This window comes from Geothermobacter ehrlichii, from assembly GCF_008124615.1.
GTDB lineage: Bacteria > Desulfobacterota > Desulfuromonadia > Desulfuromonadales > Geothermobacteraceae > Geothermobacter > Geothermobacter ehrlichii.
This window is the reverse complement of the sequence record NZ_VNIB01000005.1, coordinates 59636-84535: the sequence shown is the minus strand read 5'-3', so window position 1 is coordinate 84535 and position 24900 is coordinate 59636. Positions and strand designations below refer to the sequence as shown.

At 64.8% G+C, this 24900-nt stretch carries 19 protein-coding genes; 11 read left to right on the top strand and 8 right to left on the bottom strand.

Annotated elements, in window-relative coordinates:
• Window positions 1-8 precede the first annotated feature (8 nt).
• From hrpB to EDC39_RS06900, 3 genes are read right to left on the bottom strand one after another with little or no spacing between them, the layout of a single operon-like run.
• Window positions 9-2507 carry an ATP-dependent helicase HrpB gene (gene hrpB / locus EDC39_RS06910; RefSeq protein WP_148895655.1) on the bottom strand — a complete coding sequence of 833 codons (2499 nt, stop codon included), beginning with the start codon at window positions 2505-2507 and terminating at the stop codon, window positions 9-11.
• On the bottom strand, window positions 2504-3481 hold the full coding sequence (locus tag EDC39_RS06905) for an RsmB/NOP family class I SAM-dependent RNA methyltransferase (RefSeq protein WP_246140197.1): 978 nt from the start codon (window positions 3479-3481) through the stop codon (window positions 2504-2506). Before EDC39_RS06905 ends, hrpB begins: the two co-directional genes overlap by 4 nt.
• Window positions 3474-4610 carry a M20/M25/M40 family metallo-hydrolase gene (locus tag EDC39_RS06900; RefSeq protein ID WP_148895654.1) on the bottom strand — a complete coding sequence of 379 codons (1137 nt, stop codon included), beginning with the start codon at window positions 4608-4610 and terminating at the stop codon, window positions 3474-3476. Before EDC39_RS06900 ends, EDC39_RS06905 begins: the two co-directional genes overlap by 8 nt.
• A gap of 154 nt (window positions 4611-4764) precedes the next feature.
• Here EDC39_RS06900 and EDC39_RS06895 point away from each other — a divergent pair, with 154 nt between their 5' ends.
• The 5 genes from EDC39_RS06895 to EDC39_RS06875 all read left to right on the top strand — a co-directional run bounded on the left by EDC39_RS06895 (window position 4765) and on the right by EDC39_RS06875 (window position 8742).
• On the top strand, window positions 4765-6093 hold the full coding sequence (locus EDC39_RS06895) for a M23 family metallopeptidase (protein WP_246140196.1): 1329 nt from the start codon (window positions 4765-4767) through the stop codon (window positions 6091-6093).
• Between the two features lie 3 nt (window positions 6094-6096).
• Window positions 6097-6402, top strand: coding sequence for a hypothetical protein (locus EDC39_RS06890; protein WP_148895653.1), 306 nt, complete (start codon window positions 6097-6099; stop codon window positions 6400-6402).
• On the top strand, window positions 6399-7241 hold the full coding sequence (locus EDC39_RS06885) for a DUF362 domain-containing protein (RefSeq protein ID WP_148895652.1): 843 nt from the start codon (window positions 6399-6401) through the stop codon (window positions 7239-7241). The genes EDC39_RS06890 and EDC39_RS06885 overlap by 4 nt, the downstream gene beginning before the upstream one ends.
• Before the next feature lie 99 nt (window positions 7242-7340).
• Window positions 7341-7922, top strand: a complete 582-nt coding sequence (locus EDC39_RS06880) for an acyl carrier protein phosphodiesterase (RefSeq protein ID WP_148895651.1) — start codon at window positions 7341-7343, stop codon at window positions 7920-7922.
• 70 nt (window positions 7923-7992) lie between these two features.
• Window positions 7993-8742, top strand: a complete 750-nt coding sequence (locus EDC39_RS06875; RefSeq protein WP_148895650.1) for a ferritin family protein — start codon at window positions 7993-7995, stop codon at window positions 8740-8742.
• A gap of 11 nt (window positions 8743-8753) precedes the next feature.
• Here the strand turns inward: EDC39_RS06875 and EDC39_RS06870 are convergent, their stop codons facing one another.
• The 5 genes from EDC39_RS06870 to EDC39_RS06850 form a co-directional block, all read right to left on the bottom strand.
• On the bottom strand, window positions 8754-9425 hold the full coding sequence (locus tag EDC39_RS06870; RefSeq protein ID WP_246140195.1) for a YkgJ family cysteine cluster protein: 672 nt from the start codon (window positions 9423-9425) through the stop codon (window positions 8754-8756).
• A complete protein-coding gene (gene xthA, locus EDC39_RS06865; RefSeq protein ID WP_148895649.1) occupies window positions 9422-10237 on the bottom strand; it encodes an exodeoxyribonuclease III in 816 nt (271 codons plus the stop codon). The genes EDC39_RS06870 and xthA overlap by 4 nt, the downstream gene beginning before the upstream one ends.
• Window positions 10234-11004, bottom strand: coding sequence for a TerC family protein (locus tag EDC39_RS06860; RefSeq protein WP_148895648.1), 771 nt, complete (start codon window positions 11002-11004; stop codon window positions 10234-10236). The genes xthA and EDC39_RS06860 overlap by 4 nt, the downstream gene beginning before the upstream one ends.
• 127 nt (window positions 11005-11131) lie before the next feature.
• Entirely contained in the window at window positions 11132-12988 is a 1857-nt protein-coding gene (recQ, locus tag EDC39_RS06855) for a DNA helicase RecQ (protein WP_148895647.1), read from the bottom strand.
• Between the two features lie 78 nt (window positions 12989-13066).
• On the bottom strand, window positions 13067-14428 hold the full coding sequence (locus tag EDC39_RS06850) for a radical SAM protein (protein ID WP_148895646.1): 1362 nt from the start codon (window positions 14426-14428) through the stop codon (window positions 13067-13069).
• 145 nt (window positions 14429-14573) lie between these two features.
• On the opposite strand from EDC39_RS06850, the gene EDC39_RS06845 reads away from it, so the two are divergent.
• The 6 genes from EDC39_RS06845 (at window position 14574) to EDC39_RS06820 (ending at window position 24899) form a co-directional block, all read left to right on the top strand.
• Complete coding sequence (locus EDC39_RS06845; RefSeq protein ID WP_148895645.1) at window positions 14574-16295, top strand: B12-binding domain-containing radical SAM protein; 1722 nt, start codon at window positions 14574-14576, stop codon at window positions 16293-16295.
• Window positions 16296-16576: 281 nt separating this feature from the next.
• On the top strand, window positions 16577-18127 hold the full coding sequence (locus EDC39_RS06840) for a class I SAM-dependent DNA methyltransferase (protein WP_148895644.1): 1551 nt from the start codon (window positions 16577-16579) through the stop codon (window positions 18125-18127).
• Window positions 18117-19505: a restriction endonuclease subunit S gene (locus tag EDC39_RS06835; protein ID WP_148895643.1), complete on the top strand. Its 1389-nt coding sequence runs from the start codon at window positions 18117-18119 to the stop codon at window positions 19503-19505. The genes EDC39_RS06840 and EDC39_RS06835 overlap by 11 nt, the downstream gene beginning before the upstream one ends.
• Complete coding sequence (locus tag EDC39_RS06830) at window positions 19502-20743, top strand: AAA family ATPase (protein WP_148895642.1); 1242 nt, start codon at window positions 19502-19504, stop codon at window positions 20741-20743. Before EDC39_RS06835 ends, EDC39_RS06830 begins: the two co-directional genes overlap by 4 nt.
• Window positions 20743-21357 carry a DUF4276 family protein gene (locus tag EDC39_RS06825; protein ID WP_148895641.1) on the top strand — a complete coding sequence of 205 codons (615 nt, stop codon included), beginning with the start codon at window positions 20743-20745 and terminating at the stop codon, window positions 21355-21357. The genes EDC39_RS06830 and EDC39_RS06825 overlap by 1 nt, the downstream gene beginning before the upstream one ends.
• Window positions 21358-21752: 395 nt before the next feature.
• Window positions 21753-24899, top strand: coding sequence for a type I restriction endonuclease subunit R (locus EDC39_RS06820; RefSeq protein ID WP_148895640.1), 3147 nt, complete (start codon window positions 21753-21755; stop codon window positions 24897-24899).
• The last annotated feature ends 1 nt before the right edge of the window (window position 24900 follow it).

Here is a 24900-nt window from a genome sequence, read left to right as displayed (position 1 = left end):
GTCACCCGTCACCGCCTTTTCGCGTGCCGGACCCTGGCGGTTGCCTCGGCGGTCAGGGGGTCCTCCGGCCAGGGGTGTTTCGGATAACGGCCCCGCATCTCCCGGCGCACTTCCGGATAGCCGTTGCGCCAGAAGGAGGCCAGATCACGGGTCACCTGCAGGGGGCGACCGGCCGGGGAGAGCAGGTGGATGACCAGCGCCACCCTGCCGTCGGCGATGCGCGGCGTCTGCCGCCAGCCGAAAAGCTCCTGCAGCTTGGCCGCCAGCACCGGTTCGTCGGCCGCCAGGTAGTCGATGCGCGCCCGGCGGCCGCTCGGAATCTCCATCCGCTCCGGCGCCAGCCTCTCCAGCTCGCGCAGCCGGCCGCCGGCCAGCAGCCCCTGCAGCAGGGGCTGCAGGCGGACACGCCGCAACCCGGCCGCGTCTCTGACGCCGTAAAGCCCGGGCGCAAGCCAGCGCTCCAGGTGCTGCAGCAACCACGACTCGGTCAGCGGCGGCCAAACATCCTCGCCGAAAACCTTCGACAGCAGGCGCACCCGGGCGCAGAAAGCGGCGACCTCGTCGTTCCAGTCGAGCAGCCGCAGCCCCTGGCGGCGAACGACGCCAAGCAGCAGGGCGACGGCCCGTTCCGGATCCGGTTCACCGGGACGCTGCTGCAGCACCAGGGCGCCGAACCGCTTCCGCCGGCAACTGACCAGCCGGCCGCCATCGGCGTCCCAGTCCAGATGGTCCTCCCAATCGACTCGCTCGCGCAGCTCATGGACCACCTCTTCGGAGAGGGGGCTGGCGATGGTGATCGTCGCCTCCTGCTCACCACCGGCCACCTCGACAGCCACCAGCCATTCGGACTGGCCGGCCATCGACCAGGGCGCCAGTCGCGCCGCCCGCCCGCTGGCAAGCAGGTAGCGGTCGGCGCCGCCTTCCCGCCGGCGGCCGATCCGGTCGGGAAAGGCCGTCGCCAGCAGATGCCCGACAGCATCAGGGCCGCAGGCATCGCCGGCATCCCTGCCGACGCCGAGCCGTCGGCGCCAGTAGTTGCGAGCCCGCGCAAGAGAGGGGTCGCGACGGACCGCCAGCCACTCGAGCAGCTCCCGGACATCGCACGCCCGCCGTCCGCCGTCGCCGCGCGGCAGTCGCCGGAAATCGACCTCGGAGAGCAGGGCCGCCAGGTCGGCGCCAAGCGCCGTCCATTGCCGGTCTTCCGCCTCGACCAGCAGACGCGCCAGCCGGGGATGACAGGGATGACGGCTCATGCGCCGGCCGACAGATGTCAGCCGGCCGCCGTTGTCAATAGCCGCCAGCCGCTCGAGCAGTTCCCGCGCCGCACGCAGGCCCGAAGCCGGCGGCGGGTCGACCCATTCCAGTGCCGCCGGGTCGGCGACGCCCCAGGCCAGCAGTTCGAGCAGCAGCGGCGCCAGATCGGCCTGGCGGATTTCCGGCGGCGCCGCGTCGAGCATTTCCGCCTCTTCGCCCCGGCTCCAGAGCCGGTAGCAGACACCGGGGCCGAGCCGGCCGGCCCGGCCGGCCCGCTGCCGGGCACTGGCCCTGGAGATGCGCACCGTCTCCAGCCGGGTCAGCCCGACGGACGGCTCGAACCGTGGACGGCGTTCAAAGCCGCTGTCGACCACCACCCGTACCCCTTCGATGGTCAGGCTGGTCTCGGCGACGTTGGTCGCCAGCACCAGCTTCCGGCTGTCGCCCGGCTGCAGGGCCCGGTTCTGCGCCGCCAGATCGAGGCCGCCGTGCAGGGGCGCCAGCAGCAGTCCCCGGGAAGCGGCCCAGGGCGCCAGTTCCGTCGCCAGCCGCTCGATCTGCCGCCGGCCGGGCAGAAAGACCAGCACGTCGCCAACGGTTTCGTCGACTGCCTGCCGCACCACCGCCGGCAGCAGCTGCGGCCAGGCATCGCCCACCCTTTCCGGGCGATAACGGCAGTCGACCGGATGCTGCCGTCCGCCGCAGGCGATCACCGGCGCATCGCCGAGGGCGCGGGACAGCCGGTCGGCGTCAAGGGTGGCGGACATGATCAGCAGCCGCAGATCGGGGCGCAGCCCCGCCTGGATGTCGCGACAGAGGGCGAGCCCCAGATCCGACTGCAGCTGGCGCTCGTGGAACTCGTCGAAGATGACCAGGCCGATGTCCGCCAGTTCGGGGTCCTGCTGCAGCCGCCGGGTCAGCACTCCCTCGGTCACCACCTCGATGCGGGTGCGGGCGGAAACCCGGCGCTGGTAACGGACACTGTAACCGACCGTCTCCCCCACTTCTTCCCCCAGCAGTCCGGCCATGTAGCGGGCGGCGCAGACGGCGGCCAGCCGCCGCGGCTCGAGCAGCAGAATCCCCCTGCCGGCCAGCCAGGAGGCGTCGAGCAGCGCCAGCGGCACCCGGGTGGTCTTGCCGGCTCCCGGTTCGGCCTGCAGGATCGCCAGCGGCCGCCCGGCGAGTTGCCGGTCGAGGCGCGGCAGAGCTTCGTCGACCGGGAGGGACGGTAAGCGTGAGAATCCTTCCTTCATCGATTCTTGCGCAACAGGGCGAGATAGAAACCGTCGTAGCGGCGGTCGGGCAGGATACGTACCGTGGAGGCCAGTTCGGCCGGCAGCTGCCGTCCCTGCCAGGCGGTCAGTCCGGGCATCTGCGGAACCTCGCCGGGCACCGCCAGCGGCTCAACGCTGAACTGCCCCGGAAAGCGCCTGAGCAGGCGGGCGACGTTCAGCTCGTTTTCCTCGGGAGAGAAGGCGCAGGTGCAGTAGAGCAGCCGTCCGCCGGGTCTGAGCGCCTGCAGGGCGGAAACCAGCAGTCCCTGCTGCTTGCGCGCCGTCTCCTTCACCTTGCGCGCCGACCAGTGCGCCCAGCTTTCGGGACGCAGCCGGCTGAAGCGGGCCTCCGACGAACAGGGGGCGTCGAGCAGCACCCGGTCGAAACGGCCGGGCACCTTGCGGCCGATGGTACGGCCGTCGGCCAGGTAGGTATCGACCAGGGTCGCCGCTCCGCGGCGCAGGTTTTCCTTCAGCCGGAAAAAACGCCCCCTTACCGCCTCGACCGCCGCGATCCGGCCCTGATTGCCCATCATCGCCGCCAGCAGCAGCGTCTTGCCGCCGGGAGCGGCCGCCAGGTCGAGAACCTCCTCGCCCGGCTCGGGCGCCAGCAGCAGCGGCGCCAGCATGCTCGACGGCGACTGCAGGTAGATGCGTCCCTCGGCGAATGCGGCGCTTCCGGTGAGCAGCGCCTTCTGTTCCGCCGGCACCCAGCAGGCCAGTGGATACCAGGGAACGGGCGACAGCCGACAGCCGGCAGCCTCCAGCTCGGACCGGATCACCTCCGGCTCGGCGCGCAGGGGATTGAAGCGCAGGCAGACCGGCTTGACCGCGGCGAAACTCTCCATGACCGAAGCAAGCCGCCCGGCCGGCACCAGCTGCCGCAGCAGCTGGACAAAGGCCTCCGGCAGCGGGGACAGGTCTCCGGTCCCGGCGCTGGGATTGTCAGGCACGGGCCAGAATCTCCACCAGCAGTTCGGCGACGGCCGCCATGTCGGCCACCCGGACCTGCTCGTCGACCGTATGCACCCGTTCCATGCCGGTGCCGAGGATGACCGTTTCGATGCCGGCCTGGTTGAAGATGTTGGCGTCCGAGCCGCCGCCGGCAGTACCCACCTCGAGGGAACGTCCCAGGCCGGCCGCCGCCCCGGCCGCCAGTCGGATCACCTCCGCCTCGACCGGCACGTGCATGATCGGATAGTCGAGCCAGACATCAGCCTCGATCCGGGCCCGGACCCTTTCCCCGTCGATCTGCCGGGAGGTCGCGTCCGCCGCCCGCTCCACCGCCTCGAGCATCGCCCGGGTCTGTTCCTCGAGCCGTCGGGAGCTGTGGCTGCGCGCCTCCCCTTCCATGCGGACAGTGCGCGGCACGATGTTGCGGGCGATACCGCCTTCGATGGTGCCGATATTGGCCGTCGTCTCCTCATCGATCCGGCCCAGGGGCATGGCGGCGATGGCCCGGGCGGCCACCTCGATGGCCGACAGTCCCTTCTCCGGAGCGATGCCGGCGTGCGCCTCGCGCCCGTCGATGGTGATCCGCAGCCGGTTGCTGCCCGGCGCGCGGTGAATCAGCCGGTCGACGCCGTTGGTGTCGAAGGCGTAGCCGCGGCGGGCGGTCAGCCGCGAAACGTCGAAATGCTTGGCGCCGGCCAGGCCGATCTCCTCGCAGACGGTGATGACGATCTCCAGCGGCGGATGGCCGATGCCGAGCCGTCTGACCGTCTCCAGCGCCTCGATCAGTTCGACGATGCCCGCCTTGTCGTCGGCGCCGAGGACGGTTTCGCCGGCGCTGCGGAAAACCCCGTCCACAAGCACCGGCTCAACCCCCTCGCAGGGCGAGACGGTGTCCATGTGCACCGAAAGCAGCAGCGGCTCCCCCGCCCTGGTGCCGGGCAGCCGCACCAGCAGATTGCCGACCTCGCCGCCGACCCGTTCGCCGGCGTCGTCCATGCTGACCTCGCCGCCCAGACGGCGGAAGCGTTCCGTCAGGTAGGCGGCCATGGCCCCTTCCCTTTTCGACGGGCTGGCGATGGCCGCCTGGCGGGCGAATTCCTCGATGATGGCTTGCTGATTGACGCGCATGTTTTCTCCTTTCCAAGCTGACAGCGCAACCTTACGCATCTTGTCGTCCCTTTGCAACCGGCACTTATCCCCGCTGGACACCCGAGGTCTCTTCCTGCTAACATGGCCGGGATTTGGCCAGGCCCAGGCGGCCCTGAACTGCAGGTGGTTTGCGATGGATTTCGATTTTCAGCCCCCCCGCCAGAGCATGGCGCAACGCAAGGGCCGGTGGAAACTCCCCGCCCTGGTGCTGGGATGCCTTCTGCTGCTGGTCCTCGGCTTCGTGCTGACCCGGCAGCCGCTGGTCAACCCGACCGAAGCCCGCACCGAACCGGTGGCCGAAATCAAGCCCCCGCCACAGCCGGAAGTCGAGCGGACGGTCATCGCAGACACCATCGATCCCGGCGAAACCCTGACCTCCCTGCTCGGCGACTATCTCAGCCCGCGGGACATCCTCCTGCTCAGCAAGAAGAGCGAAAAGGTCTTCCCCCTCTCCCGCATCTGCGCCGGCCAGCCCTACCGCATCTGCCTGACCGACGGTCGGTTCGAACGCTTCGAATACGACATCGACCGCGACGAAGAGCTGATCGTTTCCCGCCAGGAGGACGACTTCGTCATCGAGCGCAAGCCCATCCCCTACGATGTCCGGGTCGACCACGTGCAGGGCACCATCCGCAGCAGCCTGTTCGAAGCGGTGGCCGACATCGGCGAAGAGGCGGAGCTGGCCCTGGCGCTGGCCGACATCTTCGCCTGGGATATCGACTTCATCCTCGACATCCGCACCGGCGACAGCTTCCAGGCCCTGGTCGAAAAACGCTTCCGCGACGGCAAGCCGGCCGGCTACGGCCGCATCCTGGCGGCCGAATTCTCCAACCGGGGCAGAATCTTCCGCGCCTTCCTCTTTCAGGACGGTGACAAACCACCGTCCTATTACGACGAACGGGGACACAGCGTGCGCAAGGCCTTTCTCAAGGCCCCGCTCAAGTTCAGCCGCATCTCCAGCGGCTTCACCATGCGCCGGTTTCACCCGATCCGCAAGACCTGGCGCGCCCACCCGGCCATCGACTACGCCGCGCCGACCGGCACGCCGATCAAGGCGGTGGGCGACGGCGTCATCAGCCGCAAGGGCTACACCAAGGGCAACGGCAACTTTGTCGAGATCCGCCACAACAGCACCTACAAGACCCTCTACCTGCACATGAGCAGGTTCGCCCGCGGCATCCGCAAGGGCCGCCGCGTCCGGCAGGGGCAGGTCATCGGTTACGTCGGCTCGACCGGTCTGGCGACCGGGCCGCACCTCTGCTTCCGCATGTACCGCAACGGCAAGCCGGTCAATCCGACCCGCATCGAGTCGCCGCCCATGGCGCCGGTTTCCAAGGCCAACCGCCAGCTCTTCTTCGACATGATCCAGCCCTGGATCGCCCGCCTCGAACAGCCGTCGAAGGAGCGGATCATCCAGGCCCGACTCGAGAAGGCCGGCGACGGCCGGCATGACGGGAGGTGAACAATGCGCCCATGGTTTCTGCTCTTTCTGCTGCTGACGCTGCCGTTCACCGGCTGCTTCGCCGACCGGCCGCCCGCTCCGGCAGATGACCGGATCAGCTTCACCGGCAGGGTCGTCTTCGTTCCGCTCGAAGGCGGCTTCTTCGGCCTCGAGGACGCGCAGGGCAACCACTACCTGCCGGACCGCATCCCCGCCGCCCTGCGCCGGGACGGCCAGAAGGTGCGGGTGGTCGCCCGGCCGGCGCCGCCCACCGTCGGCTACCGCATGTGGGGCCGGCGCATCGTCATCGAGGAAATAGGCCCGCCATGAGCCGGAGTTGCCACCTGCAGCCCTTCGAAAGCTTCGGCGAGTCCCTGCCGCTGGCGCTGGCCGCCATCGGCGCCGAAGAACGCCTCGCCGGCCAAAAAACCGTCATCATCAAACCGAACCTGGTGACCGACGACCCGCCGCCGGTCACCCTGCCGGTCGAAGCGGCCATGGTGCTGGTGCGCTGGCTGCGCAAGCGGACCGACGCCCGCATCATCATCGCCGAGGGGACCGGCGACCGGCTGCACTCGACCATCAAGGTCTTCGACCACCTCGGCTACATGGACCTGGCCGATCGCTACAACCTGAAACTGATCGACCTGAACCAGGCGCCGGTCACCGAACTGAACCGGGACGACTGCCGGGTCTTTCCCCAATTCTATCTGCCGGAAATTCTGCTCGACGCCTTTGTCATCTCCTTCGCCGTGCTCAAGGCACACAGCCTGGCCGATGTCACCCTGAGCATGAAAAACATGATCGGCTGCGCGCCGCCAAGCTTCTACCAACAGGGCGGGCACTGGAAGAAATCGGCCTTTCACCGGCAGATGCACCGCGCCATCTTCGAACTCAACCTCTACCGCAAACCGGACCTGGCCCTGATCGACGCAAGTGTCGGCCTGGCCGAACACCACCTGGGCGGCCCGGTCTGCGACCCGCCGCCGAACCGGATCGTCGCCGGCTTCGATCCGGTTGCGGTCGATGCCGCCGGCGCCCTGCTGCTCGGCAAGGATTGGCGACAGATCCCCCACATTACCCTGGCCGACGGGGTTCTCGGAGACGCAACCATCGGCGAAACGGCCTTCCGTATGGCGCAGCGAGCGGAATCGGAGGCGAAACATTAAAGCCGGGAAGGCGAAAGACATGAGTTTCGAACCAGTTCCCTGGTTGGCAACCGGATTTTCAGGATTGCATCTCACACCTCGCGTCTCGCGTCCAACGCGATGAACTACCTTGTCCACCTCTATCTCTCCGACCCCGATCCCGAGGTCCGGCTCGGCAACCTGCTCGGCGACTGGGTCAAGGGCCGGCTGGTTGCCGCTGACTGGCCGGCGGGTGTGCTGCGCGGTTTGCGTCAGCATCGCGCCGTTGATCGTCACAGTGTCACCAGCCCGGCAGTGCGGGCCAGCAAGGCACGCATCGATGACCGGTTCGGCATCCTCAAGCCGATACTGGTCGACATTTTCTACGACCACCTGCTGGCTGCAAACTGGGATGACTACCACCATCAGCCACTGGAGCAATTCGCTGCTGACAACTACCTGTTATTTGAGCGCTACAGGGAGCTGTTGCCTGAATCCTTCCGCCCGGTCGCCAGGCGCATGGCGGAGCACAACTGGCTGGTTTCCTACCGGGATGTAGAGACAGTTTCGATCATCCTCAAACGTCTGTCACAAAGATTGCCCCGTCCCAATCTGCTCCATGAAGGAGCGGCGGAACTGACCCGCGCACACAGGGAGTTGAAGAACGACCTTGATCTTTTCCTGAAGGAAGACTTAACCACGAGCGGCACTGACCGGCGATAGTGTTCTGCCCGCGCCCTGCTATACTTTTTTCCAGGTCCAACTGGTCGTGCCCATATGGTGGAGGAACAGAATGGAAAGAAAGGAACAGCTCAAGGCCATTGTCGACCTGGCCCTGTCCATCGACCGCAAAGCCGAAGCCATTTATCATCAGCTCTCGAATCAGGCGGACAATGATGAGCTGAAAGATTTCTGGCAACTTATGGCCGAAGAAGAAGCGGAGCACAATGCATTCTGGGTTGAACTTAACCGGGCGATCGACAAAGGAAAAATCCCGATGATTTTCGATGACCCCCGAGAGACCTTTTTCGAGTTACTCGAAATCGACAAACGGGCGGCAGAGTTGGTTGCAGTTCCTAACCGGAGAGTGTCCGTAGGCGACGCCTTCCGCACTGCCTACAAAATGGAATTCTACCTGCTCCATCCAACCTTTGAAGTGCTGTTCCAGCTGGCCGAAGAAAATGCCGGAATCCCATCACCCGATGAGGATTACCAGAACCATATCCGCCAATTTCTAGAGGGTTTCGCCCGGTTTGGCGGCATCGACCTTTCACTGGAACTCGCCGGGGAATTCCTTGTTCATGTCTGGAGGGAAAACCGCCGTACGGCCAAACGCATGGTCGAGCTCTACGGCTATCGATCGATTATCCCCTCCTGCGCCGGATGCGGCAAGATAAGGGACGAACAAGGGAAATGGGTCAGCAGTGACAGTTTCATTCGCGAATCCCTGCACAAGGAGCTGACTCACGGCGTCTGCCCGACCTGCATGAAGGAGCTGTACCCGGAGGTTCCAGCTCCCGAAGGAAGCGGCACTTCCAACTGAAATGAGGCTCTTCAGCCACGAGGGTCGGCCAGCAACGGGCCACGCCAGTCGATTGCCTCAAAATCGATCAACACCGCCAGGGGTATAAAGGTATCGAGTTCACGGAAGGGGCGCCCGGTCAGTTGCAGGGCGAACTGCCGTAACAGTGCGTTCTCGCGCCGAAACAAGGCACGATAGGGATAGCGCAGGTCAAAATTTTCCGACAGCCAGTTGCGGCTGCAGACCGCCGAACCGAAATCGGTACCGTCAAGGTCGATGGCCGGCAAACCGTGCAGTCGGCAGGTCATCGGCCGGACCTCATAAACAAGGCAGCGCCCGTCTTCGGCCAGCAGCAGACAGGGCGTCAAATCGTCCTCCGGCATCTCGGTCCATTCCTCGTCCGGCATGCCGTTGAGCAGATACGGCGGCTGCCAGTGCGGCCAGCCCTGTTTCAATTCGTCCAGCCGCATCAGGGCCTTGCCCCGCACCCGACGACGGATATCGGCAGGCAACCCCTCCCATGCCCGGCGCAAAATCAGCGCCTCAATCAGACTGATATCAAACAGCCCCCGGCAGCAGGCGCTGCAGCCGGCACGACAGGCGATGGCGTCAGCGGGAAGCTCCCGCGCGGTCGCGACAAACCAGGCATCGACCTGCTGCATCAGCTCAAGCTGGGCGTCAAGAAAGGCTTGCAGATTCTTCACAAAGCGAATTCCGCCCAGCAGGGGCAATGATCCGACGGCTTCTCCATGCCCCGGATTGCGTAATCAATCCCCGCCGCCGTCAGTTTTTCCGCCAGGGGCGCGGTCACCAGCAACTGATCGATGCGCAAGCCGCGCTTCGGATCGGCCTCGAAACCGCGGGAGCGGTAGTCGAACCAGCTGAAACGGTCGGCGACGTCGGGATGCAGCCGGCGGAAGCTGTCGGTCAGCCCCCAGTCGCACAGGGACCGGTGCCATTCCCGCTCCTCCGGCAGGAAGGAACACTTGCCGGTACGCAGCCATCGGCGGGCGTTCTGCTCGCCGATGCCGACGTCCAGATCGTCGGGAGCGACGTTCATGTCTCCCAGCACCACCAGCGGCTGCTGCGGGTCGCATTCCCGCACGAGATAGTCGCGCAGTCGGGCGTAGAACCACCGCTTGGCCGGAAACTTCACCGGATGCTCCCGATTTTCGCCCTGGGGGAAATAGCCGTTGACCACGCGCAGTCTCCGGCCGTCGGCGAGGGGAAAATCGGCGATGATGCAGCGCCGCTGGGCATCGTCCGGTTCGCCCGGCAGCCCCTTGTGCACCGCCAGCGGCTCCTGCCTGGAGAGGATGGCAACACCATAGTGGGTCTTCTGGCCGTGCCAGGCCACCCGGTAGCCAAGTTCGCGCACGGCGTCCAACGGAAAGTCGGCATCCTGCACCTTGGTCTCCTGCAGACCAATGATATCGGGGGCGTGACTCTCCACCAGCGCCGCCAGCTGATGCAGCCGGGCGCGAATGCCGTTGACATTGAACGAGACGATCTTCATGCTTTCTCCCCTCTTGCCGGTTCGCTCTTTTCCACCGGGACACGCCTGTGCAGATGCACGGGCGACCTTCTTTTACGGACCTTCATGTTGAGCAGTTCGACCGCCACCGAAAAACCCATGGCGAAATAGACATAGCCCTTGGGCACATGCAGGCCGAGTCCATCGGCCATCAGAGTAACGCCGATGAGAATGAGAAAACTCAGGGCCAGCATCTTGAACGTCGGATGCTCCTCGACGAAGCGGCCGATGGCGCCGGCCGCCAGCATCATCGCCAGCACCGCCAGGATGATGGCCAGCATCATCACCGGCAGATCCCGTGCCAGGCCAACCGCGGTGATGACCGAATCGAGGCTGAAGACGATATCGAGCAGGGCGATCTGCACCAGCACGCCGACGAAGGACTGCCCCCTGCCGCCCACCGACGTTTCCTCCTCGCCTTCGAGGCTGGCGTGAATCTCGAACGTGCTCTTGACCAGCAGAAAGAGCCCGCCACCGAGCAGAATGAGATCGCGGCCGGAGAGGGCCCGGCCGAACAGCTCGAAGAGCGGACTGGTCAGCCCCATGATCCAGCTCAGGGAGAGCAGAAGGAGCAGCCGGGTGACCATGGCCAGCCCCAGGCCGAGAAGCCTCCCCTGCCGGCGCTGCCGTTCCGGCAGCCGGCCGACCAGGATGGTGATGAAAATGATGTTGTCGATGCCGAGAACGATCTCCAGGGCGACGAGCGTGGCCAACGCCACCCAGGCCTCGGGATCGGCGATCCAGTACATGGTGGTGTCACCTCCGACCCAAAAAGCTTCACAAGGAAAATGCCGATCCCCGTCAGGTGGGCATCAGGGAAACCGGCAGCCATGGGGTATCAAATGGATGCCCCCTGCGGAGCCAGTCCCCCACATCTCACGCCTCACCGCCCTGCCCCAATTCTTCCAGAAAATCCGCCCCGAAACGCTCCAGCTTGGTCAGGCCGACCCCGTTGATCTGCAGCAGCTCCTGGGCGGTCTGCGGCACCACGGCGGCCATTTCCGCCAGGGTGGCGTCAGAGAAGACCATGTAGGGTGGAATCCCCTGCGCATCGGCGATCTGTTTGCGGCGGGTGCGCAGGCGTTCGAACAGGGTCTGGTCGTAATCACCGATCGGCCCCCGGCTCTTCTTCGGCTTCTTCACTGCCCTGACCCGCAGCCGCGGAACCGGCAGTTCGAGGCTCTCTTCGCCGCGCAGCAGGGGCCGGGCCCGCTCGGTCAGCTTCAGCACCGAGTAGTTGCCGATATCCTGATGGAGATAGCCGCGCTGGATCAGCTGGCGCAGCAGGCTGCTCCAGTGGTCGCTGCTCTTGTCGGCACCGATCCCCCAGGTCGACAGGGTCTGGTGGTTGTTGCGCCGGACCCGCTCGTTGTCAGCGCCGCGCAGCACCTCGACCACGTAGCCGACCCCAAAGCGCTGCCCGACCCGGTAGACGCAGGAGAGCGCCTTGCGGGCATCCTCGGTGGCGTCCCAGGTCTCCGGCGGATCGAGGCAGGTGTCGCAGTTGCCGCAATCCTCTTCCAGGGACTCGCCGAAATAGCCGAGCAGGGTCCGCCGCCGGCAGCCCCGCTCCTCGGCGTAGGCGACCATGGCGTTCAGCTTGTGCAGTTCGATGCGGACCTGTTCCGGATTCTCCGACTGCTCGATCAGGCTGCGCACCAGGGCGATGTCGCCGTAGCCGAACAGCAGCAGCGCCTCGGAGGTGAGCCCGTCCCGGCCGGCACGGCCGGTCTCCTGGTAGTAGCTCTCGAGGTTCTTCGGCAGATCGTAATGGACCACGAAGCGCACGTTCGGCTTGTCGATCCCCATCCCGAAGGCGACCGTGGCGACCACGATGTCGAGGTCGTCACGCAGAAACGCCTCCTGGGTGGAGTGGCGCAGCGCATCCGGCAGCCCGGCGTGGTAGGGGGCGGCGCGCAGCCCGCTGGCGGCCAGCTTGCCGGCGATCTCTTCGGTACGCTTGCGCGACAGGGCGTAGACGATCCCCGACTCGCCCCGGTGGCGGGCGAGAAAGCGCTGCAGCTGCTCGAAGGGGCGCGCCTTCTCGAGCACCGTGTAGCGGATGTTGGGCCGGTCGAAGCTGGCGATGTGGGTATGCGCCTGCTGCAAACCGAGCCGCTCGACGATGTCACGCCGGGTCTGGGGATCGGCGGTGGCGGTCAGCGCCGCCAGCGGCACTCCGGGAAAATGTTCGCGCAGCACCGGCAGCTGCAGGTACTCGGGACGGAAGTCGTGTCCCCACTGGCTGATGCAGTGGGCCTCGTCGATGGCGATCAGGGCGACGTCGATATCGGACAGGCGGGCCAGAAATCCTTCGGAGAGAAGGCGCTCCGGGGCAACGTAGAGCAGGTCGAGCTCGCCGGCGTGCAACCGGGCCAGCAGCTGCCGGGACTCGGCGGCGCCGAGCGCCGAATGGTAGCAGGCCGCGGCGACACCGAGCTGGCGCAGGCTGTCGACCTGGTCCTTCATCAGGGCGATCAGCGGCGAGACGACGATCGCCGTCCCCTCCCGCACCAGGGCGGGCAACTGGTAGCAGAGCGACTTGCCGCCGCCGGTCGGCATCAGCACGAAGGCGTCCCGCCCGTTGCAGAGCGCCCGGATGATTCCCTCCTGGCCGGGGCGGAAGGAGCGGAACCCGAACACCTTATCGAGGACCTGCAGCAGCGGATCGGCATCCGGGACAGATGTTCCGGCAAGGCCGGCCCCCGGCAGTTGCTGTTCAGCGGACGACATCGTGTCTCCCCCCTCCTCGCGTCTCACATCCGACATCCCAACTCCCCGAGTGCCATCGTCCAGCCTCCTTCCACCGCCTCACCCGTCGCCGGAAAGAGAGGCATCCGCGGGTCCGGGCCCCTGCATCTCCCACAGCTCGTCTCCCCGCGGATAGAAGTTCTCGCGGGTGCGGTTGAAATAGCCGTACTGGAGGTGGGGATGCTCGGCCTTGAGCCGGTCGAGAAAGCGCTTCATGCCGAAACCGGCGCCGTCGACGCCGAGCGCCGACCAGTAGAGGACCGGATCGATGGCCAGGTTGCGCATCTGGATCAGGTCGACACCGGCGCTGCCCACCAGGTCGGACAGGGCACGGTATTCGTCTTCCCGATCGGTGACACCGGGAAAGACCAGGTAGTTGAGCATGGTGAACATGCCGTTGCGTTTCGCCCGGTGGATGCTCTCGATCACGTCGGCGAACCGGTAGCCGCGCGGCCGGTAGTAGGCGTTGTAGCGCTCTTCGAGCACCGAGTTGAGCGAAACCCTGATCGACTCGACGCCCGCCTCGGCCAGGCGGTCGATGGCGTCCGGCAGCGAGGCGTTGGAATTGAAGTTGATGGTACCGCGCCCGGTCTGCCGCCTCATCTTGCGCACCGCCTCGCAGATGACCGGCGTCTGCAGGATCGGGTCGCCCTCGCAGCCCTGGCCGAAGGAGACGATGGCGTTTTCCGCCTGCTCCAGGTGCGGCACCGCCACCTCGCAGATTTCGTCCACCGTCGGCACGAAGGTCAGCCGCTCCTGGCTCGACGGGCAGCATTCCCCCTCCTGCAGCGAAATGCAGCCGATGCAGCGCGAGTTGCAGGCCGGCGAGGTCGGCAGCGGCGCCTCCCAGCGGCCGAAAAAGAGATTCTTGGCGGCGAAGCAGTGGTAGTCGAGCGCGCAGCGGGCCAGCTGCTCGTAGAGACGGTTGTCCGGATAGCGCCGCAGCCGCCTGCGCACCAGGGGCTCAAGCTTGCGGTCGTCGAAATGCTCCGGCTGCCACTGGGTGTTGCCGTCGACCTTCACCGCCGCAGCGTAGAAACGTTCTTCCTCGACGCACCAGCCGACGGCGGCGTAGGACCACAAAGGCAGAGTGACCGACTTCGCCTCCCAGGCGGCCGCCGGCAGCAGGGTCCGGGTGTAGCCGGGCGTCAGAAAGACGCTGACCGCCTGGATTTTCCCGCCGCCCCAGCTGCGCGGCAGCCGGTCGCGGGTCACCAGCCGGCCGCTTTCGCGGTCGAAACCGACCGGCGGCGTGCCGGGAACGGTAAAGAGCCGGCTGCCTTCGGGCAGGGGGATCAGCTCGTCGTCCTGCGGCCGGCGCGGCGTCAGGCCGCTGCCGCCGGCCAGCAGCAGGCCGGGATGTTCGAAAACCTCGCCGCTGTCGTCGGCGACCACGGCGAGGATGGTTCTCGATTTGGGCATGGGATCTCTTTCCGGCAAACCTTTCACCACAAAGGCACCGAGCTCCGGAGAAAGGTTTGAAATCATTTTTTCGCGGTCCGAGCATAACACAGCAGCCAGGCAGGGACAATTTGGCTTTCCCCCCTTTTTCCGCTATGCTCGCGCCATGCGCGTCGTTCTGACCACCCTGCACAGCCGTTACATCCATCCGAGCCTGGCCCTGCCCTGCCTGGCCGCTTTCTGCGGTGATCTCGACTGCGAGATCCGCATCCGCGAATTCACCCTGCAGGAGCCGAAGGAGTCGGTCCTCGCCCTGCTGCTGGCCGAAAAACCGGATGTCGTCTGCTTTTCCGTCTACCTGTGGAACCGCGTCCGCACCCTGGAGCTGGTCGACGCCCTGCACGTCGCTTCTCCAGGGCTGCGCATCGTTCTAGGCGGACCGGAGGTCTCCTTCGACGGCCCCGAGCTCTTCGCCCGCCATCCCGGATTGAACGCACTGGTGCGCGGCGAGGGGGAAGAGCCGCTGCGCGCCCTGCTGGCGGCCTGGAGCCGGGGCGACGAGCCGGGCGAGACGCCGCGACTGGCCTGGCGGCAGGGCGAACGGATCGTCGAAGGCCCGGACGGCCCGCCGCTGGCCGATCTCGACCGCATCCCCTCGCCTTTCGCCGCCGGCCTGGTCGATACCGGGCGCGGCCAGGTCTATCTCGAAACCAGCCGCGGCTGCCCCTACGACTGCGCCTTCTGCATGAGCGCCCTCGACGACCGGGTGCGCAGCTTCTCCCGACCGCGCATCGAAACCGATCTGCGCTGGCTGATGCAGCGGCAGGTTCCGCTGGTCAAGCTGGTCGACCGCACCTTCAACTACGACGCCGGACGGGCCCGGCGCATCTGGCGCTTCATTCTCGAACACAACCGGGCAACCCGCTTTCATTTCGAGATCGGTGCCCACCTGCTCACCGACGACTGTTTCGAGCTGCTGGCGACGGTGCCGCCGGAGACGTTCCAGTTCGAGATCGGCGTGCAGTCGACCCTGCCCGTCACCCTGCAGGCCATCGGCCGCAGGGCCTCACTGGAACGACTGGAAAAGAACGTGCGCCGGCTGGTGCGCCTGGGCAACATCCACCTGCACCTGGACCTGATCTACGGCCTGCCGGGCGAAGGGCTGGACAGCTTTGTGGCCTCGATCGACCGGGTGCTGGCCCTGAACCCGCACCACCTGCAGGTCGAGCCGGTCAAACTGCTGCCGGGCGCTCCCCTGCGCCGCGACGCCGAACGACTGGGTATCCGCTTCGATCCGAACCCGCCCTATACCGTGCTGGCGACGCCGCAGCTCGACTTCGACGAACTGGAGCACCTGCGCACCCTCGGCCGGCTGCTCGACCTGACCTGGAACAGCGGCCGCGTGCCGCGCCTGTTCGCCGCCCTGCGCCATGCCGGCTGCAGCCCGGCCACCGACCTGGCCGACCTGGCCGGCTTCTGCCGCGCCGGCGACCTGCTGCGCCACCCGCTGAGCCAGGAGGGTGTGTTCAACCTGCTCTGGGACTGGCTGCGGCAGCGTTTCAGCAGCACGGAACTGCCCCCCCTGCGCACCGCCCTCGGCCGCGACTACGCCCACAGCGAGCGGGTGCTGCCGAACCGGGTACCCGACTTTCTGCGGGGAGATCTGACCGACGGGGAACGCCGGCAGGTCCGCCAACGGGTCGACGCCGAACGGGCCGCCCGGCGGGGTGACGGCAGCAAGCTGCAGTTCTTCGCCGTTCCCTTCAACCACCTGCCGGGGCGGGAGAAAGAACGGGTGATCGCCCTCTTCCTCTACCGCACCGCCAGCGGCCGGGGGCGCGAGGTGGAAGAGCTCTGGCTGACAGAGAACGGGTGGTTCTCACCATGACCGGTTGACTGGAGTCATTCGCCGCTCCCTGTCTTCTTTGCCCCGGTCCCGTCAAAGGCACGGGCTGGGCAGCCGGATGGTTGACAACCCATCTGTCCTTCTCTAACCTCTGACTGTCTTTCTGTTATGATTCCACACAGCAAAAGGAGGGGTCCAACTGCCGGAAAACACCGGCAAATTCCCACTTACTCAAAACGACACTACACCTTCACTCCGCGGCTGACAGCAACAGGGTATCGCTGGAGGCTCTGCTGACAGCCAACCAATCATAAGGACGGAAAATGGCGAGAAAACCGCAGAACAAAAATTCAACCGCCAAGGTCGGTTTCGAGCAAAAACTCTGGCAGGCCGCAGACGCACTGCGCAACAACATGGACGCGGCCGAATACAAACACGTCGTGCTCGGCCTGATCTTCCTCAAGTACATCTCCGACGCCTTCGAAGCCAAGTACGCCGAACTGACAGCCCAGATTTCCGAGGGTGCCGACCCGGAGGATCCGGACGAGTACCGGGCCGCGAGCATCTTCTGGGTGCCGAAGGAGGCCCGTTGGGCGCACCTGAAAGCCAACGCCCCGCAGCCCACCATCGGCAAACTCGTGGACGACGCCATGGCCGCCATCGAGCGCGACAACCCCTCGCTCAAAGGCGTGCTGCCAAAGGACTACGCCCGCCCCGGCCTCGACAAGGAACGCCTTGGTCAACTCATCAATCTGGTAAGCGACATCGCCCTCGGCGATCCTGCCGAGCGTGCCAGGGACACCCTCGGCCGCGTCTACGAGTATTTCCTCTCGCAATTCGCCAGTGCCGAGGGGAAAAAAGGCGGACAGTTCTACACGCCGACCCACGTGGTCCGCGTTCTGGTCGAGATGCTCGCCCCCTACAAGGGCCGCGTCTACGACCCCTGCTGCGGCTCGGGCGGCATGTTCGTGCAGAGCGAGAAGTTCATCGAGGCCCACGCCGGACGCCTCGGCGACATCTCCATCTACGGCCAGGAATCGAACTACACCACCTGGCGGCTGGCAAAAATGAACCTCGCCATCCGCGGCATCGATGCCCAGATCGCCCATGGCGACACCTTTCACAACGACGCCTTCCCGGACCTCAAGGCCGACTACGTGCTCGCCAACCCGCCCTTCAACAGCAGCGACTGGCGCGGCGAACTGCTCAAGGACGACAAGCGCTGGGTCTATGGGGTGCCGCCAGCCGGCAACGCCAACTTCGCCTGGGTGCAACACTTCCTCCATCACCTGGCACCCAACGGCATCGCCGGCTTCGTGCTCGCCAATGGCTCCATGTCGTCCAACCAGTCCGGCGAGGGCGAGATCCGCAGGAACATCATCGAGGCTGACCTCGTTGACTGCATGGTGGCCCTGCCGGGACAGCTCTTCTACTCGACGCAGATTCCGGTCTGCCTCTGGTTCCTGGCACGCGACAAGCGCAACGGCCGCTTCCGCGACCGCCGCGGCAAGACGCTCTTCATCGACGCCCGCAAGCTCGGCACCATGGTCGACCGCACCCATCGCGAGCTGACCGAGGAGGATATCCGGAAAATTGCCGGCACCTACCACGCTTGGCGCGGGGACAGGGACGCGGGCGAGTACGAGGATGTCCCCGGCTTCTGCAAGAGCGCAACCCTCGACGACATCCGCAAACATGGCCACGTGCTCACACCGGGACGCTACGTCGGCGCCGAGGCCCAGGAGGATGACGGCGAGCCGTTCGAGGAGAAAATGAAGCGACTGGTCGCCCAGCTCAAGGAGCAACAGGCCGAAGCGGCAAAACTAGATGCGGCGATTGCCCGGAATCTGGAGGAGTTGGGGTATGGGGGGTGAGTGGCGCGAAGCTACGATCGAGGAAGTCGCCGAGAAGGTAGCAATGGGACCATTTGGCTCCTCGATCAAGGTTGAGACATTTGTTTCAGACGGGATACCAGTAATCAGTGGGCAGCATCTGCACGGCTTCAAAGTCGATGATCGAATTGGATTCAACTACGTGACTGAAGAGCATGCTGGGCGGCTGAGAAACGCAAATGTTCAGCGAGGAGACGTCATCTTCACTCATGCTGGGAACATCGGCCAAGTTGCATTCGTGCCATGGAATTCGCTTTATGAGCGGTATGTCATTTCGCAGCGACAGTTCTATATGCGCTGCGACCGTTCCAAGGTAATACCAGAGTTTGTCGTTGCCTACTTCAAAACCCCAGAGGGTCAGCATCGACTTCTAGCGAACACTTCACAAACGGGCGTTCCGTCTATTGCACGGCCAGTCTCGTATTTGCGAACGATACCCATTCCCTTACCTCCTATAGAGGAACAACGCGCCATCGCCCACATCCTCGGCACGCTAGACGACAAGATCGAGTTGAACCGGAAGATGAGCGAGACGCTGGAGGAAATGGCGCGAGCACTGTTCAAGTCGTGGTTCGTGAATTTCGATCCGGTGGTCTGGAACGCCGTGCAGGCCGGCAATCCGATCCCGGAACGTTTCGCCGCAACCGCTGCCCGCTACCACAACGGAGCCCCTTGTCCCGTGTCCGGCAACATCGTCAACCTCTTTCCCGACTCCTTCGAGTCCTCGGAGTTGGGGGATATTCCGAAGGGGTGGGAGGTGAAACCGCTACCACAGGTCATTGACGTCAACCCACCGCGAAAGCTGACAAAAGGTAGGGTCGCCCCTTACTTGGATATGGCGAACATGCCCACACAAGGCCACTCGCCCGATGTCGTCATTGAACGCTCTTTCACCTCGGGAATGCGCTTCATTAACGGCGACACGCTGCTGGCTCGCATCACTCCGTGCCTGGAGAACGGAAAAACGGCGTTCGTTGACTTCCTAAATGACGGGCAAGTGGGCTGGGGGTCTACTGAATACATCGTCCTTCGGCCGAAGCCACCGCTTCCAAACGAGTTTGCGTATTGCCTCGCGCGCGATGCGGAGTTCCGCGAGTTCGCGATCCAAAGCATGACAGGATCGAGTGGAAGGCAACGTGTCCCAGCCAAGGCCCTCGACCACTTCACGATTGTGACTCCGCCGGAGGAAATCAGCCGGGCGTTCGGGAAGCAAGTCACCCCGATCTTTGCGCGGTCAAGCGCTGCTGCTCTCGAATCCCGGACCCTCGCTGTTCTGCGCGACACCCTGCTCCCCAAGCTCATCTCTGGTAAACTGCGGGTGAAGGATGGGGGCAAGCTCATAGAGAGGATACAGACATGAAACAAGCGTCTCATGACGGCGGCCGCGTACGAATTGAATACCTCAAGGTGCAGAACTTTCGCGCACTGCGATCGGTGGAATTCAAAGACCTGACGCCGCTGACGGTGCTGTTGGGACCAAATGGCAGCGGCAAGTCCACAGTGTTCGACGTGTTCGCCTTTCTCGCGGAGTGTTTTGAGTTGGGACTGCGCCGTGCGTGGGACAAGCGCGGCCGGGCCAAGGAATTGAAAACCCGGGGCGGCGACGGGCCTCTGGTCGTCGAGATCAAGTGCCGTGAATCGGGCTACCCACTCATTACCTATCACTTGGCGGTGGATGAGCGCGACGGACGTCCGATCGTCGTAGAAGAATGGTTGCAATGGCGACGTGGTCAACGTGGCAAGCCGTTCCGTTTCTTGGATTACCGGGAAGGTCAAGGCCAGGCGGTAAGTGGAGAACTACCGGACGAAAAGGACAAACGCATCGAAACTCCGCTCAAGTCCCCCGATCTATTGGCGGTGAATGCCCTGGGCCAGTTCGCCGAGCACCCGCGGGTGGCGGCGCTACGTGACTTCATCACCGGTTGGTATGTTTCCTATCTTTCCGCCGACAGCGCGCGGGGCCAGCCGGAAGCGGGGCCACAGGAGCGGCTTTCCAAGAGCGGCGACAACCTGGCCAATGTCATCCAGTACTTGGCCGATCAGCACCCGCAACATCTCGAACGGATTTTCGAAGTGTTGCGACGGCGGGTGCCGCGCATCGAGCGGGTGTTGGCCGAGACCATGCCGGACGGACGCCTGCTGCTGCAGATCAAGGACGCCCCGTTCGACAACCCGGTGCTGGCCCGCTTTGCCTCCGACGGCACCCTGAAGATGCTGGCCTACCTGGTGCTGCTCCACGACCCGGCGCCGCCGCCTTTCATCGGGGTCGAGGAGCCGGAAAACTTCCTCCACCCGCGCCTGCTGCCGGAGCTGGCCGAGGAGTGCCGCGCCGCCACGGCACGCACCCAGTTGCTCGTGACCACCCATTCGCCCTTCTTCCTCAACGCCCTGCGTCCGGAAGAGGTACGGGTACTCTGGCGTGACGAGAACGGATATACCCAGACGCGCCGCGCCGCCGACCTGCCCGGCGTCACCGAGTTCGTGAGCGAAGGTGCGCTGCTGGGCCACTTGTGGATGGAAGGGCAGCTCGGCGTAGGCGACCCGTTGGTCAATGAAGGCGCGCCCACGCGGCCATTGAAGGGAGCCGGGAGCAAGTGATGGTTTGTCGTCTGGAGTTTCTGGTGGAAGAGCCCTCCATGGAGGCGTTCCTGCGCGCGCTCCTGCCGCGCCTGCTGCCACAAGATCGGACCTTCGAAGTGCACCCCTTTCAGGGCAAGGCGGATTTGCTCGCCAGGTTGGAACAGCGCCTGCGCGGGTACGCCGCCTGGTTGCCGGATGACTGGCGCCTCGTGGTCGTCGTCGATCGGGATGATGACGACTGTCACGAGCTCAAGCGCCGGCTGGAGGACATAGCTAAGCGCGCGGGCTTGAGCACACGCACATCCGCCGCCGGTGCACAATGGCAGTTGGTCAACCGCATCGCCATCGAGGAGCTGGAGGCTTGGTATTTCGGCAACTGGGACGCGGTTTGCGCCGCCTATCCACGGGTATCGAGATACGTGCCACAGCGGCAGAAATACCGTGCCCCGGATGCCATACGCGGCGGCACGTGGGAGGCGTTCGAGAACATTATGCAAAAGCACGGATATTTCCGGGGCGGCCTTGCCAAAATCGAGGCGGCAAGAATGATCGGCGCCCATATCGATCCTGCCCGAAGTTCATCGCCCAGCTTTCTGGCCTTGTATCAAGTGCTGACCGAGGCGTGCGGCTAGCGGAGAACAACGATGACATTTCTCACCGAATCCGTCGTGGAAGACACGGCACTGGCCTGGCTGGAGGCGCTCGGCCACAAGAACAAGCACACCCCAGGGACGTCAGCAAGGGGAGCGACGCACTCCCGGCATCAGCAATCAGCCGGACGGTAAAACTTGCAATCAGCCGATGTCTTAACTTGCAATCAGCCGGCATGGCGGCTTTTGAGATGATTCCACAATTGCTCGACGCTCGGGACCGTGAGTCGTTCACTGAATAGGCCGGCGGCACTCATCCACGGCCCGTGCCAAGGAGACAAGACCCCACTGTCACGCATGGTGGAAAAAGCGGAAGGCTGCCGCGACATCCAGCGAATTCACGCCGTGCCTATCCGTGCTCTATGGGAGGGGCTGTAATGAGCCATTTCACCGAATCCGTCGTCGAAGATGCTGCCCTCGCCTGGCTGGAATCCCTCGGCTACGAGATCAGGCACGGCCCGGAAATCGCCGTTGGTGAGCCGGACGCCGAGCGCGTTGCCCCGAACTACCGAGACGTGGTGCTGGAAGGCCGGCTGCGGCAGGCGCTGACGCGGCTGAATCCGGATTTGCCGCCGGAGGCGCTGGACGACGCCTTCAAGAAACTGACCCGGCTCAACGCGCCGTCACTCATCGAACGCAACCGCGCGGCACACCGGATGCTGGTGGACGGCGTGACAGTGGAATATCGCCGTCCGGACGGCTCCATCGCGGGCAATCAGTCCCAGATAATCGACTTTGACGAACCAGACAACAACGACTGGCTGGCCGTCAACCAGTTCACCGTCTCCGAAGGTCAGCATACCCGCCGGCCGGACGTGGTGCTGTTCATCAATGGCCTGCCGCTGGCAGTGATCGAGCTGAAGAATCCGACCGACGAAGACGCCACCATCTGGGCGGCCTGGCAGCAGCTTCAGACCTACCAGGCCCAGATCCCGAATCTGTTTGCCACCAACACGGCCCTGGTCGTCTCCGACGGCATCGAAGCTCGCATCGGGGCTCTGGGCGCGGGCAAGGAGTGGTTCAAACCCTGGCGCACCATCACAGGCGAAAAAAATGCTCCGGCCTCCCTGTCCCAGCTCCAGGTGGTGCTGGAGGGGGTCTTCGACAAGCGCCGTTTTCTTGATCTGGTGCGCCACTTCATCGTCTTCGAGGACGAAGGCGGCGGGAAGCTGATCAAGAAGATGGCCGGCTACCACCAGTTCCACGCCGTCAATGTAGCGATCGAGGAGACATTGCGGGCGGCGCGGGTCATGGCCGGCGATCGGGTGGCGGAAGAGGAAGGGCGCTACGAGGCAGGGCGTCGTCCCGGCGGGGAGCCTGGTGACCGCCGCGTGGGGGTGGTCTGGCACACGCAGGGCTCGGGCAAGAGCCTGACCATGGCCTTTTACGCCGGGCGCGTGATTGTGCATCCGGCGATGGAAAACCCGACCATTGTCGTCATCACTGACCGCAACGACCTCGACGACCAGCTCTTCGGCACCTTTGCCCGCTGCCGCGACCTGCTGCGCCAGCCGCCGGCGCAGGCCACCGACCGGGCTGACCTGAGGGAGAAGTTGAAGGTTGCCTCGGGCGGCGTGGTATTCACCACGATCCAGAAGTTTTTCCCCGAAGAAAGGGGCGATCGTCATCCGGTCCTTTCGGAGCGGCGCAACATTGTCGTCATTGCCGACGAGGCGCACCGCAGCCAGTACGACTTCATCGACGGCTTCGCCCGGCACATGCGCGACGCCCTGCCCAACGCCTCTTTTATCGGCTTCACCGGAACACCGATTGAGAAAACCGACGCCAACACCCGCGCCGTCTTCGGGGACTACATCAGCATCTACGATATCCAGCGCGCCGTGACCGACGGAGCCACCGTGCCCATCTACTACGAGAGCCGGCTGGCGAATCTCGAACTCTCCGATGCCGAAAAACCGCATATCGACCAGGAATTCGAAGAGGCCACCGAGGGTGAGGAAGTCGAGCGCAAGGAGAAGCTCAAGAGCAAGTGGGCCCAGCTTGAAGCCATCGTCGGGGCCGAAAAACGCCTGAAACTGATCGCCCGCGACCTGGTGGAGCACTACGAGCAACGCTGCGAGGCCCTGGAGGGAAAGGCCATGGTGGTGGTCATGAGCCGCCGCATTGCCGTGGAGCTTTACAATGAACTGGTTGCCCTGCGGCCAGAGTGGCATGGAGAGACTGACGAGACAGGCTCTCTCAAGGTGGTGATGACCGGCTCGGCCTCCGATCCGCTCGAATGGCAGCCGCATATTCGCAACAAGGCGCGACGGGAAGTGCTGGCGAACCGCTTCCGCGACCCGAAAGACCCGTTCCGCATCGTCATTGTGCGCGACATGTGGCTCACCGGGTTCGACTGTCCAAGTCTGCATACCATGTACATCGACAAACCGATGCGGGGGCATGGCCTGATGCAGGCGATCGCGCGGGTGAACCGGGTATTCCGGGACAAGCCCGGCGGCCTGGTGGTGGACTACCTGGGGCTGGCCGACGAACTGAAACAGGCACTTGCCACCTACACCGAGGCCGGCGGCACGGGCAAGACCGCCCTCGACCAGGCCGAGGCGGTTGCGGTCATGCAGGAAAAGGTCGAGATCTGCCGGGGACTCCTCCACGGCTTCGACTGGAGCCCGTGGACCAACGGAACTCCACAGGATCGCCTCTCGCTGTTGCCGGCGGCCCAGGAGCACATTCTCGCGCAGAAGGACGGCAAGACGAGGTTTTTGCGGGCAGTTCGGGAACTGTCACAGGCTTTCGCCCTGGCGGTGCCACATTCCGACGCCCTTGCAATCCGTGACGAGGTCGGCTTCTATCAGGCTTTGCAAGCGGTACTCGCCAAGTCCACACCGGGCAAGGCGCGTTCAGACGAGAAAACCGAGCACGCGATCCGACAGATCCTTTCCAGGGCCATTGTCCCGGACGAGGTGGTGGACATTTTCGCCGCGGCGGGGCTCAAAAAACCGGACATTTCGATCCTCTCCGATGAATTTCTCGCCGAAGTTCGCGGCATGCCGCAACGCAACCTGGCCGTCGAACTGCTGCAGAAACTGCTGAAAGGCGAAATCCGTACCCGGCGGCGGCGCAACGTCGTGCAGGCGCGCTCTTTCGCGGAACTTCTGGAACAGGCCATCCGCAAATACCATAACCGCGCCATCGAAACCGCCCAGGTCATCGAAGAACTGATCCAATTGGCGAAAGAAATGCGGGAAGCCGGCAGGCGCGGCGAGGAGCTGGGTTTGTCGGATGACGAGGTGGCGTTCTACGACGCGCTGGAAACCAACGACAGCGCGGTACAGGTGCTGGGCGACGAAACACTGAAGACGATCGCGCGCGAGCTTGTCGCCACCGTCCGCCGCAACGTCACCATCGACTGGACCATCCGCGAAAATGTCCGGGCCCAGCTACGGGTCTACGTGAAACGCATCCTGCGCAAATACGGCTACCCGCCCGACAAGCAGGAAAAGGCAACACAGACGGTGCTGGAACAGGCGGAAGTGCTTTCGGCAGCCTGGGCCACTAGCTAAC